Source organism: Streptomyces sp. NK15101 (assembly GCF_020400725.1).
Taxonomy (GTDB): Bacteria; Actinomycetota; Actinomycetes; order Streptomycetales; family Streptomycetaceae; genus Streptomyces.
In genome coordinates this window covers 1-13,348 of sequence record NZ_JAINVG010000052.1, presented here as the reverse complement: position 1 = coordinate 13,348, position 13,348 = coordinate 1, and the positions used below count along the sequence as shown (strand labels likewise).

Sequence of the window (13,348 nt, the reverse complement as noted above, 5' to 3'; positions counted from 1 at the left end):
GTACGAACTGTCCGGTCCCGTGACCGTGCGGTGATGTCGTCGCAACACGGACGCGGGTAGCGTCCGGCTCCATGGACAACCAGGGCGGGATCACCGTGCAGCGGGCGCTCGAACTTCCCGGGCTGCGCAGCGGGCTCCCGGAGGTCGTGGCCGGCGCGGACCGGCTGCACCGCACGGTGCGCTGGGTGCACGCGGGCGAGGTGCCGAACATCGCGTCGCTCCTCAAGGGCGGCGAACTGCTCCTCACGACGGGCCTCGGCCTGGGCACCCGCCCGGCCGAACAACGTGCCTTCGTCCGCCGGCTCGCCGACCGGGGCATCGCGGCGCTCGTCGTCGAGCTGGGCCCGCGCTTCGCCCGCCTCCCGGCGACGATAGTGGAGACCGCCCGGGCCGCCGGCCTGCCGCTCGTCCAGCTCCACCGCGAGGTCCCCTTCGTCGCCGTCACGGAGGAGATCCACACCGAGATCGTCAACGGCCACTACGCCCTCCAGCGGCAGGCCGAGGAGGTCCACCGGCAGTGCACGGAGGCGCTGCTCGGCGGCGGTGGGGTGCCACAGGTCCTCCGCATCCTCTCCGACTTCGCCGCCAACCCGGTCTTCCTGGAGACCGCCGACGGACAGCTGCTGTACGCGGCGGGCACCGAGTCCGCGCCCGCCGACCCGCTCCAGGTGTGGGACGGGCTGCGCGGCCAGCGGGCGGCCCGCGAGTCCGGCCCGCCCTCCGGCACGGTCCTCGTCGACGTGCCCGGCGGCGGCCCCGGTACGGGCTCGGTACGGGCCCGCCTCGTCCTCCTCGCGGTCTCCGGCGCACTCTCCCCCGTCCACCGGATGGCGGCCGAGCGGGCGGCGGGACTCCTCGCGGTCGTCCTCATGCAGGCACGCCAGGAGGAGGAGCTGGCCGCGCGCGGCCGGGGCGACTTCCTGACGGACCTCGCGGAGGGCCGCATCACGGCGGAGGACGCCCCGGCGCAGGCGAGGGTCCTCGGCTTCAAACCGGGCGACGGCCCCCTGCTCCCGGTGGTCATGCGCCTGGCCTCGGAACTCTCCCCCTCGGGCAACTGGGCCCTGCTGGCCCGCGCGGTCCTGGAGGAGCTGTCCTCGGTCGGCGTCCCGGCCCTCCTGGGCGTCCGCCCGGTGGAAGGCCGGGTGCCGCTGTTGCTGGGTCTCCGCTCGGAATCGGAACGGACGGCGGTCGCGGACCGGGTCGCGGCGGCGCTGCGCGCGGGCGTGGAGCGGGCCGGTCTGGAACGGGCCGGGGTGCACCCGCCGGTCGTCGTGGTCGGCGTCGCGGGCGGCTGGGCGGCGGCCTCGGCGGGCCTGCGGCACGCGGCGGAGACGGCGACGGCGGCGCAGGGCCTCTCGGAGCTGCCCTGGTACGACGCGCGGCGCCTCGACATCGACCTGCTCCTGTGGCGGCTGCGGGACCATCCGGACCTGGCGGCCTTCGTGGACCGCGCGATCGGTCCGCTGCGGGACCACGACGCCACGTCCCGCCCGCCGCTCCTCCCCACCCTCCAGACGTACCTCGCCCATGCGGGCCGCAAGGCGGAGACGGCCCGCGAGCTCCACCTCAACCGCCAGACCCTCTACAACCGGCTGGCCCGCATCTCCGAACTCCTCGGCACGGACCTGGACGACCCCCAGACGGTCCTGGCCCTCTCCTTGGCCCTCCGCGCCCGTCGCCACACGCCGTGACCCCGGGCAGCACCCCTTGCCCGGATGACCCCGCACCGAAACGGGCGTCGCCCCGCCCGTGTGGGCCCGCACCCGGCGGGGCGGTGCCCCCCGCCCGTGCCCGTGTGGGCAGTCGTCCCGCGGGGCGGGACGGGTGGGCACACGGGACGGCGCCCATAGCGGCGCCTCCGCGTCCCGCGCCTGGACCCGCACCCCGAGCGCCGGTGCACCGGTGGTGGCCGTTCAGGCGCGGGAGCGGGGGTGGGCACCGCTCCTGCGGAACGACCGCCCACGACGGACAGCGGGCCGCGGAGCGGAGGGCCGCGACGGGCGCAGGCCCTGAAAACGTCAGCGTCCCGTCAACTCGTCGTACACCGCCAGCACATGCGCCACCGTCTCGTCCTCCGTGGGCCAGGACCCCGCCTGCACCCGCCCCGCCGCCGCCAGGTCCATCCGCCGGTCCGCGTCCTCCAACAGCCCCCGCACCGCCCCCGCCAGGGCCCCCGCGTCCCCGTACGGCACCAGCTCCGCCGCGTTCCCGACGAGTTCCGGCACACCGCCGACCGCCGTCGCGACGAGCGGCACCCCGAGTCGGAGCGCCTCCTGCGCGAGCAGGGAGCGGGCCTCCCACCGCGACGGCAGGACGGCGACGTCGGCGGCCGCGAGCAGCTCGGCGACGTCGTCCCGGCGCCCGATGAGCCGCACGGACAGCCGCTCCTCGACGATCCGCCGTTGCAGGAAGGCCCGTTCACGCCCCTCCCCCGCGATGACGAGCAGCGGCTCCGGATCGAGCCCCCGCCACAGCCGCGCCGCGTCGAGCAGCGTCCGGTACCCCCGGCCGCGCTCGAGCGCTCCGACGGCCATGAGCAAGGGCCGGTCGACGGCGCCGAGTTCGGCGCGGGCCTTGCCGTCGTGGAGGCAGACGGGCCCGCGCGCGGGGGGAACGGTGACGGGGGCGAGGCGGGCGTCCCGGGCCCCGCGCCGCCGGGCGCGGTCGACGAGTTCGGAGGAGGTCCCGAGGACGACGGTCGCGGCCCGCGCGGTCTTCCGTTCGAGGAGCCGCAGCACCCCGCCCCGCGCCCCGTCCACGTGGTTCCGGCTGTGCCAGGTGGTCACCAGGGGGGTACGGCCGCCGCCCGCCAGCGCGAGCGCGGCCCGTACGGAGGCCTGGAGGCCGTGCGCGTGCACCACGTCCGCGCCGATGCAGGCGTTGCGGAGCGCGGTGACGGTGGCGGGGTCGCCGAGACGGGGCAGGGGGACGAAGTGCGCGCCTGCGCCCAGGTAGTCGTATGCGCGGTCGAGTTCGGCCGGGGCGCACACGGTCACCCGCACGCCCCTCGCCACCAGCCCCGAGGCAAGTGATCGGACGTGCGCGCTGCTGCCCGCGCCGCCGCCGCCCAGCACTTGGACCGTACGGAGCTGTGTCACGCGCCCAAGGATGCCAGTCCGTGCCCTCGACCGTACGCACGTTCCGGCACCGAAATGGCGTCGTTCCGGTGCGCGGGAGGCGTACGGGCCGGGCACGCACTCCACGGCTTCACCCACACGGGTGAGCGCACGAATACCTCGCTCGCTCCCCCCGCGTCAGCTTGGCGCCCCTCAGACACCCTCAGGCGCCCTCAGACACCCTCAGGCGCCCTCAGGCAGAGGAAGCCGCCCGCCGCACCACGTTCGCGCCCCTCAGGCGGAGGAGGCCGCCCGCTCCCCCCACACGGCGGCGGCGACCAGACCGGCCGCGTGCGCGACGAGCCCGAGCCGCCCGTTGGAGGCGGCGACGGCACTGCCGACGGCGGCGCCGAGCGCGTGCGCGCCCATGTCGCCGAGCATGCTCACCTCGCCGAGGTCGTCGGCGAGGAGCGCCGCGGCGGCCCCCATCGGAGCCGCGGCGAGCGTCCCTCGCAGCAGCCCCGGCGCGCCGATCCCGAGCACGAGGAGGCCCGCGCGCCCCGGCCGTACGTCCACGAGGTTCACCAGGTGCGCGGTACCGGCGATGACGACCCCGGCGAGGACCTTGTCGACGGGCTTCTCCCTGAGGAGGGCCCCGGCCACCAGGGAGGCCCCACCGATCCCGAGGAGCTTGACCGCCCCGCTGGTCACCTCGCCGCCCCGCAGCGCCGCCAGGTGCGCCCTGAAGCCGCGCCGGTGGTCACCGCGCAGGTCGTCGTACCGCCCGCACACGGCCGCCGCCGTGACGGCCAGGGCTGCCGCGGGCGCCGAGGGCAGGGCGGCGGCGGCCGAGCCGAAGGCCGCGGCCGGACCGGCCTGCAGGAGGACCGGCCGGCCGGCGTGGTTGGTCCGTTCCCAGCTGCCCGGGTTGCCCGGCGGCCGCCGCCTCAGCCGCCCGTACGCGAGCCGGGTCGCACCGAAGGCGGCCACGAACGTCCCGAGCCGCGTCGCCCCGAAGGCACCGAAGGCACCGAAGGCACCGAAGGAACCGAAGGCACCGAAGGCACCGAAGGCACCGGCGACCGTACCGAGCCGTCCCGGCGCCCGGGTCACACGTCCGCCCGCGCCGTGGCGAGCAGCTCCTCCGCGTGGGCCCTGGCCGTCTCGGAGTCCTCCTGGCCGGCGAGCATCCGGGACAGCTCCCGGACCCGCTCCTCCCCCTCCAGGACGGTGACGCCGGAACGGGTCACGGAGCCGTCGTTCGTCTTCTCGACGAGCAACTGCCGGTCGGCGAAGGCCGCGACCTGCGGGAGGTGGGTGACGACCACGACCTGAGCGGACTTGGCGAGCTTGGCGAGCCGACGGCCGATCTCGACGGCCGCCTTGCCGCCGACGCCCGCGTCGACCTCGTCGAAGAGGTACGTCGGCACCGGGTCGACCCCGGCGAAGACGACCTCCACGGCGAGCATCACCCGGGACAGCTCACCGCCGGACGCGCCCTTGGCGATGGGCCGGGGCGGGGCGCCGGGGTGCGGGGCGAGCAGCAGCTCGACCTCGTCGGCCCCGGACGGGCCGTAGGCGACTCGCCGGCCGCCGACCTCGACGCCCTCGGGGTCCTCGGTCTGGGCGATGGCGAAGGACACGCGCGCGTGGGGCATGGCCAGCGAGGCGAGTTCGGCGGTGACCGCGTCGGCGAACCGGGCGGCCGTCTCCGTACGCGCGTCGGTGAGCCGCTGCGCGAGCACCGACAGTTCGTCGCGCAGCCGGTCCCGCTCGGCGGTGAGCTCCTCGATCCGGTCGTCGTCGCCCTCGAGCTCGCCGAGCCGCGCCGCGCTCTCCTCCGCCCAGGCGAGGACGGCGCCGATGTCCTCGCCGTACTTCCTCGTCAGCTGGGTGAGCAGCGCCCGCCGCTCCTCGACGGCGGCGAGCCGCAGCGGGTCGGCGTCCAGGTCGTCGGCGTATCCGGCCAGCTCCTGCGCCACGTCCGAGAGCAGGATGGAGATCTCGCCCATCCGGTCGGCGAGTCCCGCGAGCGCCGGGTCGTGCGACCGTACGGCCTCCAGGGCCCGGCCCGCGCCGGCGACCAGGGTGGTCGCGTCGACGGCCTCGGGGTCCTCGGGGTTGCCCGCGAGCGCGGCGTGCGCGAGCGCGGCGGCGGAGGCGAGGGCCTCGGCGTGCCCGAGCCGCTCGGCCTCGGCGGCGAGTTCGGCGTCCTCGCCGGGCAGCGGGGCGACGGCCTCGATCTCGCCGAGCCCGAAGCGCAGCAGATCGGCCTCCTGGGCGCGTTCCCTGGCCCGGGTGGTGATCTCGTCCAGCTCGGCGGTGACGGCGCGCAGCCGCCGGTACGCCTCGCCGTAGGCGGCGAGCGGCACGGAGACGGCCTCGCCCGCGTACCGGTCGAGCGCGCCGCGCTGCCGGGCCGGCTTGAGCAGGCCCTGCTGGTCGGTCTGGCCGTGGACGGCGACGAGCTCGTCGGCGAGCTCGGCGAGCAGCCCGACGGGCACGGAGCGCCCGCCGAGGTGGGCGCGCGAGCGCCCCTCGGCGGAGACGGTACGGCTGACGATGAGCACGCCCTCGTCGAGCTCGGCACCGGCCTCCTCGGCGCGCACGGCGACGGGTGAGTCCGGGGGCAGGCTGATCCGTCCCTCGACGACGGCCGAGGCCGCGCCGATCCGCACCAGGGCCGGGTCGGCACGTCCGCCGAGCAGCAGCCCCAGGCTGGTCACGACCATGGTCTTGCCCGCACCGGTCTCACCGGTCACCGCGGTGAAGCCGGGCGACAGCTCGACCACCGCGTCGTCGATGACCCCGAGCGACCGTATCCGCATCTCCTCCAGCACGCCCCAGACCATACGAGGTTTACCGGGTCCGATGCGACATCACCCCCGGCCGTGACTCTCGGACGCGCCGTTCGTTACGGACCCGCCGGGGGCGTCAGCGCGGTGCGCCCCGCCACCCCGAGACGGGCAGGGCGAACTTGGCGACGAGCCGGTCCGTGAAGGAGGCGTGGTGCAGCCGGGCGAGCCGGACCGGTACGGCACCCCGCCGCACCTCGACGCGGGCCCCCGCCGGGAGTTCCACCGTCCGCCGCCCGTCGCACCACAGAACCCCGTGCGGGGTGTGCGGCTCGACCTCGACGGCGAGCACCGACTGGGGGGTGGTGATCAGCGGCTTGGCGAAGAGGGCGTGGGCCCCGATCGGGACCATGAGCAGCGCCTCGACCTCGGGCCAGACGACCGGCCCGCCCGCCGAGAAGGCGTACGCGGTGGAGCCGGTGGGTGTCGCGCAGATCACCCCGTCGCAGCCGAAGCCGGTCACCGGACGCCCGTCGATCGCGAGCACGACCTCCAGCATCCGCTCCGGCGAGACCTTCTGCACGGCGGCCTCGTTGAGCGCCCAGTCGCGGTACAGGACGTCGCCGTTCTCGTACACGACGACGTCGAGGGTCATCCGCTCCTCGACCTCGTACGCCTTGGTGACGACCCGGTCGACGACCTTGTCGAGGTCGTCGCGCTCGGCCTCGGCGAGGAAGCCGACGCGCCCCAGGTTGACGCCGAGCATGGGCACGCCGGAGGCGCGGGAGAACTCCGCGCCGCGCAGCAGGGTGCCGTCACCGCCGAGGACGACGAGGAGTTCACAGCCGTCGAGGGCGTCGGGACAGCCTTCCGGCACCCTCTCGACGGACGGCGGCAGCGGCAGGTCCGCGGCCTCGGCCTCCAGGACGCGGACGCCGATGCCGCAGCGCAGCAGCCCCAGGACGACCAGTTCGGCGCTGCGCACGGCGGCCGGACGGCCGGTGTGCGCGAGCAGGAAGACGGTGCGTGTTGTTCCCGATGGTGCTGCTGCAGTTGAGCTCAACGAGGTCCCTCCGCCACGGCGCGGTCGACGTCCGCCGGATCCAGCGCGGGCGCGCCTGCCCGCAGCCACAGAAAGTACTCGACGTTGCCGGAGGGGCCGGGCAGTGGGCTGGCCGTGACGCCGAGGACGCCGAGGCCGAGCTCGCCGGCCTGCCGGGCCACGTTCTTCACGGCGTCCGCGCGGAGCTCGGCGGAGCGCACGACTCCGCCCGCGCCGAGCCGCTCCTTGCCCACCTCGAACTGCGGCTTGACCATGAGGACGAGGTCGGCACCGGGCGCCGTGCAGGCCGCGAGGGCGGGCAGGACGAGGCCGAGCGGGATGAAGGACAGGTCGCCGACGACGAGGTCGACCGGGACGCCGTCGATGGCGTCGAGCGTCAACTCGCGTACGTTCGTGCGGTCCTTCACGGTGACGCGCTCGTCGCTCTGCAGCGACCAGGCGAGCTGTCCGTAGCCGACGTCGACGGCGACGACGTGGGCGGCGCCCGCGCGCAGCAGGACGTCGGTGAAGCCGCCGGTGGAGGCTCCGGCGTCCAGGGCGCGTCGTCCCTCGACCACGAGCCCCTGGGGCACGAAGGCGGCGAAGGCCCCGGCGAGCTTGTGGCCGCCGCGCGAGACGTAGTCGGGGTCGGAGTCGTCCTGGACGACGACGATGGCCGCGGCGGTCTCGACCTGGGTGGCGGGCTTGGTGGCGACGGTCTTGCCGACGGTCACCCGGCCCGCGGCGATCAGCTGGCTGGCGTGCTCGCGCGAGCGCGCGAGCTTGCGCCGGACCAGCTCGGCGTCGAGACGGCGGCGTGCCACTCCTGCCACGTTCGGTTCAGCTCCTGTTGTCGTACGGACGGGGGGCGGGGTGCGCGTCGAGCGAGGTCAGCTCGGCGCGCAGTCCACGGTGTACATCCTCGTACACCTCCAGGTGTCCGTCCGCCGGGAGGTGGTCGAGCTCGGCGAGACGTGCGAGGTGGGCGTCGACGGCGGGGTGGCCGGTGGGCTCGAGGGCGACACCGAGCGGCGCGGGTCCTGCGGGCTCGTGCGTCTCGGCCGGGGCCTGCTCCTGCGGGGCTTCGGGGGTGGCGTCGCTCATGCCTCGACGCTACCGCGAAGCCCTGGGGTACCGTCGACGGCGATGGCGACGATCACGGAGTGCCGCGGCGCACTGGACAGACTTTCGGACAATCTCGCGCGGGCGGACGAGGGCGTGCGCGGTGCGGCCGCGCTCGACCGCAGCCTGAGCTGCCACATCACCGACCTCGACACGACGTTCACGGGCCGTCTCTCGGACGGCCGGATCCGGGTCGACGCCACGGTGGCGGGCCCGCCGCCGGCCAAGGCGCAGATCCGGCTCGCGATGACCGGCGACGACCTGGTGGCGATGGTCGACGGCGAGCTGAGCTTCGCGAAGGCCTGGGCCGCGGGCCGGGTCAGACTGGAAGCCGGCTTCCGCGACCTCCTGCGCCTGCGCTCGCTTCTTTAGCCCGGCCGTCTGCGGCCGCCGGGATCACTTCTGCAGCGCGGGTTCCTGGGAGACGGGCCGCTCCTCCCGCGCCGCCGCGGTCGCCCGGACGCGCGCCTTCCGCCCGGCCGGCACGACCAGCGGCGTCCCCGTCTCCGGGTCGTCGATGACCTGGCAGCGCAGCCCGAAGACCCGCTCGACCAGCTCGGCGGTCACCACCTCCGCCGGCGGGCCCTCGGCGACGACCTCGCCGTCGCGGACGGCGATGAGGTGGGTGGCGTACCGGGCGGCGTGGTTGAGGTCGTGGAGGACGGCGACGAGCGTCCGCCCCTGCGTCTCGTGCAGCTCGGCGCACAGGTCGAGGACGTCGATCTGGTGCTGGATGTCGAGGTACGTGGTGGGCTCGTCCAGCAGGAGCAGCGGCGTCTGCTGGGCGAGCGCCATGGCGATCCAGACGCGCTGGCGCTGACCGCCCGAGAGTTCGTCCACGTACCGGTCGGCCAGCTCGGCGACGCCCGTCGCCGCCATGGACTCGCGCGTGACGCGCTCGTCCTCCGGGGACCACTGGCGCAGCAGCCCCTGGTGCGGATAGCGGCCGCGGGCGACGAGGTCGGCGACGGTGATGCCGTCGGGGGCCACGGAGGTCTGGGGCAGCAGCCCGAGGGTCTTGGCGACCTTCTTGGCGGGCATCGTGTGGATCGACTGCCCGTCCAGCAGGACGCGGCCCTCGCTGGGCTTCAGCATCCGCGAGAGGGCGCGCAGGAGGGTGGACTTGCCGCAGGCGTTGGGCCCGACGATGACGGTGAACGAGTTGTCGGGGATCTCGACGGACAGATCGCGGGCGATGACCCGCTGCTCGTACGCCAGGGTGACCGATTCCGCGCTCAGGCGCTGCTGCTGCCGACCGTCCATACCCGCACTCCCGCCGTCTCGTCCGTGGTCGTGCCCGGCGGTGACGACCACGACCCACGCGAAGTTAGGTTAGCCTACCCAACTTCATCCCCCACCTGGGGTGCCGAGGTCTCACACCCCCAGAAGCGCCAGCGCCTTCCCCGCGTCCGGCACACCACCACCCGGCCGGTCCGCTTCCGACCAGGCCGCCCCGCACAGCGCCCGCACAGCGTCCAGCACGTCCGCCCCCTCGCCCGGCGTGCCGTCGAGGACGAGCTCACCGCCGCCCACGGAGGCCCGCCACCCCCCGCACACGAAGCCCCCGCCACCGTCCGCGACCACCTCGGGCTGCCCCACGAGCAGCCCCCGCAGATCGGCCGCCACATACGTGGGCCGGTGCTCGGGCACGGCCGCGAGCAGCTGCGCCACGTCCGTCACCCCGGTCAGCACGAGCAGCGAGTCCACCCCGCCGTTGAACGCGCCCTCGATGTCCGTGTCCAGCCGGTCGCCCACCACCAGCGGCCGCCGCGCCCCCGTCCGCAGCACCGTCTCCCGGTGCATCGGCGGCTGCGGCTTCCCCGCCACCTTCGGCTCGAACCGGCCCCCGGTGGCGATCCGCACGACCTCCACGGCCGCCCCGTTCCCCGGCCCGATCCCCCGCGCCCCGGGAATCGTCAGGTCCGTGTTCGACGCGTACCACGGCACGCCCCTCGCCACCGCGTAGGCCGCCTCCGCGAACCGGCCCCACGGCATCTCCGGCCCGCCGTACCCCTGCACGACCGCCGCCGGATCGTAGTCCGCCGACTCCACCGGTACGAGGCCCCGCTCGCGCAGCGCCACCCGCAGCCCCTCACCGCCGATGACCAGCACCCTGGACCCCGCCGGCACCTCGTCCGCGATCAGCCGGGCCACCGCCTGCGCCGAGGTGACCACGTCCCCGGCCTCCGCCGGCACGCCCAGCTCCGTCAGGTGCTCCGCCACCTCACCGGGCGTCCGCAGCGCGTTGTTGGTGACGTACGCCAGGTGCATCCCCCCGGCCCGGGCCGCCACGAGCGCCTCCACGGCGTGCGGAACGGGCTCCCCGCCGGCGTACACGACACCGTCCAGGTCCAGGAGCGCCGTGTCGTACGCCTCGCTCAGCGCGACCGCGCTGCCCCCCGGATGCTTCCTGCCGTCGTCCCGCCGCCCCTGACCGTTCCGCACCGTCACCGCACACTCCTCGGATCACGCGGGCGATTTCCCCCGCTCCCCCGATCATCGCTCATGGCCTCCGCCCACATACGATGACGGGATGAACACATCAGGTCACGCGGCCGACGACGTCCGCGACGACGCCACAGGTCTGCGCCTGGCCCCGTTCCGCGGACTCCGGTACGTCCCCGAGCGGGTCGGCAGCCTCGCCGCCGTGACGTCCCCTCCCTACGACGTCGTCGTACGACCTGACGGACTGCTCCATCTGGAGTCCGCCGATCCGCACAACATCGTCCGGCTGATCCTCCCGCAGGCCATCACCGCCGGCACCCGCCACCGCAAGGCCGCCGTCATCCTCGACCGCTGGCTCGCGGACGGCGTCCTCGCCCCGGACCCGGTCCCCGCGCTCTACGTGTACGAGCAGCAGGGCGACGGCATCCTCCAGCGCGGCGTCATCGGCGCCCTGGAACTCTCCACCCCCGCGGAGGGCATCGTCCTCCCCCACGAGGACGTCATGCCGCACGTCGTCGAGGACCGCGCCGCCCTGATGCGGACCACGGCCGCCAACCTGGAGCCCCTGCTCCTCACCTACGTCGGGGACGACGACGGCGGCGCCGACGCGGTCATCGAGCGCACCGTCCGGCAGCAGCCCCTGCTCTCCACCACCACGGAGGACGGTTTCCGGCACCGCCTGTGGTCGGTCACGGACCCCGCCGAACTCGCCGCGATCGCCGGCGAACTGGCCCGCCACCAGGCCCTCATCGCCGACGGCCACCACCGCTGGGCGACGTACCTGCGCCTGCGCGAGGAGCACGCGGCACCCGGCCCCTGGAACTACGGCCTGGTCCTCCTCATCGACACCGCCCGCTACCCCCTGCGGGTCCGCGCCATCCACCGCCTCCTCAACCGCCTGCCGGTCTCCGACGCCCTCACGGCCCTCGGAGACGCGTTCCGGGTGCGCAGGATCGACCGGCCGCTTCCCGCGGCCCTGGAGGCCCTGGAGGCCGCCGCGGCCGAGGGCAACGCCTTCCTCCTCGCGGGCGACGGCGGCTTCCACCTCCTCGACCGCCCGGACCCGGCGCTCCTCGACCGCACGATCCGCACGGACCGCCCCCAGGCCTGGCGGACCCTGGACGCGACGGTCCTGCACTCCACCCTCCTGGAGCACGTCTGGCACATCCCGGACGCCCCCGAGGACATCGCCTACATCCACGACACGGAGGCGGCGGTCGCCCAGGCGGAACGCCGCGGCGGCACGGCGGTCCTCATGCACCCGGTACGGGAGGAGGTCGTCCGCGACCTCGCCCGCCAGGGCGTCACGATGCCCCGCAAGTCGACCTCCTTCGGCCCGAAGCCCGCGACGGGCCTGGTCCTGAGAAGCCTGGCGCTGGACTGAGGCACCGAAACGAAGAAGGGCGGCACCCGCCGGGTGCCGCCCTTCTCACTGCTCCGGGGGATCAGCCCTTGTCGCCGTCCCGGTCGTCCTCGTCGTCGAGCTCGACGACGCCGGACTCCCGGGGCTCGTCCACCTCGTCCTCGGACTCGTCGAACGCGTCGACGAACTCGACGCCGTCCATCTCGGCGAGCCGGTCGGAGGCGTCCGTGGCGCCGTCCTTGTCGGCCTCCAGGGCCTTGGCGAACCACTCGCGCGCCTCGCGCTCACGGCCGGCGGCGAGCAGCGCGTCGGCGTACGCGTACCGCAGGCGCGCGGTCCACGGGTGCACGGCGCTGGAGGCGAGCTCGGGGCTCTGCAGCGTCACGATGGCCGCGTCGAGCTGCCCCATGTCCCGGCGGGCACCGGCGGCGACGAGCCGCATCTCGACCTGTCCGGCCTTGTCCAGCTTCTGCACCTCGGGCTCACCGGCCATGGCGAGGGCCCGCTCGGGCCGGCCGAGGCCGCGCTCGCAGTCGGCCATGACGGGCCACAGCTCGACACCGCCGCTCATCCGGCGCGCGGCCCGGAACTCGGCCAGCGCCTCGGAGTACTTCTGCGTGGCGTACGCGGCGAAGCCGGCCGCCTCGCGGACGGCCGCGACACGGGACGCGAGCCGCAGGGCGACCCTGGAGTAGCCGTAGGCCTTCTCCGGGTCCTCGTCGATCAGCTGGGCGACCATGACGAGGTTGCGCGAGACGTCCTCGGCGAGCCCCTTGGGCAGGCTCATCAGCTCCTGGCGCACATCCGGGTCGATCTCCTCACCGGTGACCTCCGGCGGGATCGGCAGACGCTTGATGGGCGCACGGTCACCACGGTCGCCACGGTCGTCGCGACGTCCGTAACCGCCCCGGTCGTCACGTCCGCGGAACCCACCGCGGTCGCCGCCCCGGTCATCGCGACGGAACCCACCACCCCGGCTGTCGTCGCGACGGAAGCCACCGCCACGGCTGTCGTCGCGGCGGAACGAGGAGGGACGGTCGCCGCCCCGGTCGTCGCGACGGAAGCCGCCACGGTTGTCGTCACGGCGGTCGTCACGCTGCCCGTACGAAGGACGGTCGTCCCGACGGAACGAGGAAGGACGCTCATCACGCCGGTCGTCGCGACGGAACGACGGACGGTCGCCACCACGGTCGTCACGACGGAAGCCGCCACGGTTGTCGTCACGGCGGTCGTCACGGCGGTCGTCACGCTGCCCGTACGAAGGACGGTCGTCCCGACGGAAGGACGAAGGACGCTCATCACGCCGGTCGTCGCGACGGAACGACGGACGGTCGCCACCACGGTCGTCACGCTGCCCGTAGGAGGGGCGGTCGTCACGACGGAAGGACGGACGGTCGCCACCACGGTCATCGCGACGGAACCCACCACCGCGGTTGTCACCGCCACGGTCGTCACGACGGAACCCACCACCGCGGTTGTCACCGCCACGGCTGTCGTCGCGACGGAAGCCGCCACCGCGGTT

At 74.8% G+C, this 13,348-nt stretch carries 12 protein-coding genes and 1 pseudogene; 3 read left to right on the top strand and 10 right to left on the bottom strand.

Annotation, left to right across the window (positions count from 1 at the left end; translation table 11 throughout):
* The first annotated feature begins 71 nt into the window (after positions 1-71).
* Complete coding sequence (locus tag K7G60_RS25120; protein ID WP_225803205.1) at positions 72-1,694, top strand: PucR family transcriptional regulator; 1,623 nt, start codon at positions 72-74, stop codon at positions 1,692-1,694.
* A 327-nt stretch (positions 1,695-2,021) separates the two neighbouring features.
* Here K7G60_RS25120 and K7G60_RS25115 read toward each other — a convergent pair whose 3' ends face one another.
* The 6 genes from K7G60_RS25115 to K7G60_RS25090 form a co-directional block, all read right to left on the bottom strand.
* Positions 2,022-3,101, bottom strand: a complete 1,080-nt coding sequence (locus tag K7G60_RS25115; protein ID WP_225803204.1) for a glycosyltransferase family 4 protein — start codon at positions 3,099-3,101, stop codon at positions 2,022-2,024.
* 252 nt (positions 3,102-3,353) lie between these two features.
* Positions 3,354-4,049, bottom strand: coding sequence for a hypothetical protein (locus K7G60_RS25110; RefSeq protein WP_225803239.1), 696 nt, complete (start codon positions 4,047-4,049; stop codon positions 3,354-3,356).
* Positions 4,050-4,168: 119 nt separating this feature from the next.
* Positions 4,169-5,911: a DNA repair protein RecN gene (gene recN / locus K7G60_RS25105; RefSeq protein WP_225803203.1), complete on the bottom strand. Its 1,743-nt coding sequence runs from the start codon at positions 5,909-5,911 to the stop codon at positions 4,169-4,171.
* An 82-nt stretch (positions 5,912-5,993) separates the two neighbouring features.
* Positions 5,994-6,917, bottom strand: coding sequence for an NAD kinase (locus tag K7G60_RS25100; RefSeq protein WP_093876802.1), 924 nt, complete (start codon positions 6,915-6,917; stop codon positions 5,994-5,996).
* Positions 6,914-7,729 carry a TlyA family RNA methyltransferase gene (locus K7G60_RS25095; RefSeq protein ID WP_225803202.1) on the bottom strand — a complete coding sequence of 272 codons (816 nt, stop codon included), beginning with the start codon at positions 7,727-7,729 and terminating at the stop codon, positions 6,914-6,916. Before K7G60_RS25095 ends, K7G60_RS25100 begins: the two co-directional genes overlap by 4 nt.
* 7 nt (positions 7,730-7,736) lie before the next feature.
* On the bottom strand, positions 7,737-8,000 hold the full coding sequence (locus K7G60_RS25090; RefSeq protein ID WP_225803201.1) for a hypothetical protein: 264 nt from the start codon (positions 7,998-8,000) through the stop codon (positions 7,737-7,739).
* 42 nt (positions 8,001-8,042) lie between these two features.
* On the opposite strand from K7G60_RS25090, the gene K7G60_RS25085 reads away from it, so the two are divergent.
* Entirely contained in the window at positions 8,043-8,390 is a 348-nt protein-coding gene (locus K7G60_RS25085; protein ID WP_225803200.1) for an SCP2 sterol-binding domain-containing protein, read from the top strand.
* A 24-nt stretch (positions 8,391-8,414) separates the two neighbouring features.
* Here K7G60_RS25085 and K7G60_RS25080 read toward each other — a convergent pair whose 3' ends face one another.
* A complete protein-coding gene (locus tag K7G60_RS25080; RefSeq protein ID WP_225803199.1) occupies positions 8,415-9,281 on the bottom strand; it encodes an ABC transporter ATP-binding protein in 867 nt (288 codons plus the stop codon).
* Positions 9,282-9,392: 111 nt separating this feature from the next.
* A complete protein-coding gene (locus K7G60_RS25075) occupies positions 9,393-10,469 on the bottom strand; it encodes an HAD-IIA family hydrolase (protein WP_374115678.1) in 1,077 nt (358 codons plus the stop codon).
* An 82-nt stretch (positions 10,470-10,551) separates the two neighbouring features.
* Between K7G60_RS25075 and K7G60_RS25070 the strand changes: the two genes are divergently transcribed.
* The gene (locus tag K7G60_RS25070; protein WP_225803198.1) at positions 10,552-11,847 is read left to right on the top strand and encodes a DUF1015 domain-containing protein; all 1,296 of its coding nucleotides are present in this window, start codon (positions 10,552-10,554) and stop codon (positions 11,845-11,847) included.
* 61 nt (positions 11,848-11,908) lie between these two features.
* On the opposite strand, the gene K7G60_RS25065 is transcribed toward K7G60_RS25070, so the two are convergent.
* The gene (locus tag K7G60_RS25065) at positions 11,909-12,673 is read right to left on the bottom strand and encodes a tetratricopeptide repeat protein (RefSeq protein ID WP_225803237.1); all 765 of its coding nucleotides are present in this window, start codon (positions 12,671-12,673) and stop codon (positions 11,909-11,911) included.
* 24 nt (positions 12,674-12,697) lie between these two features.
* Positions 12,698-13,348: pseudogene (locus tag K7G60_RS25060) on the bottom strand (tetratricopeptide repeat protein); the annotation flags it as partial.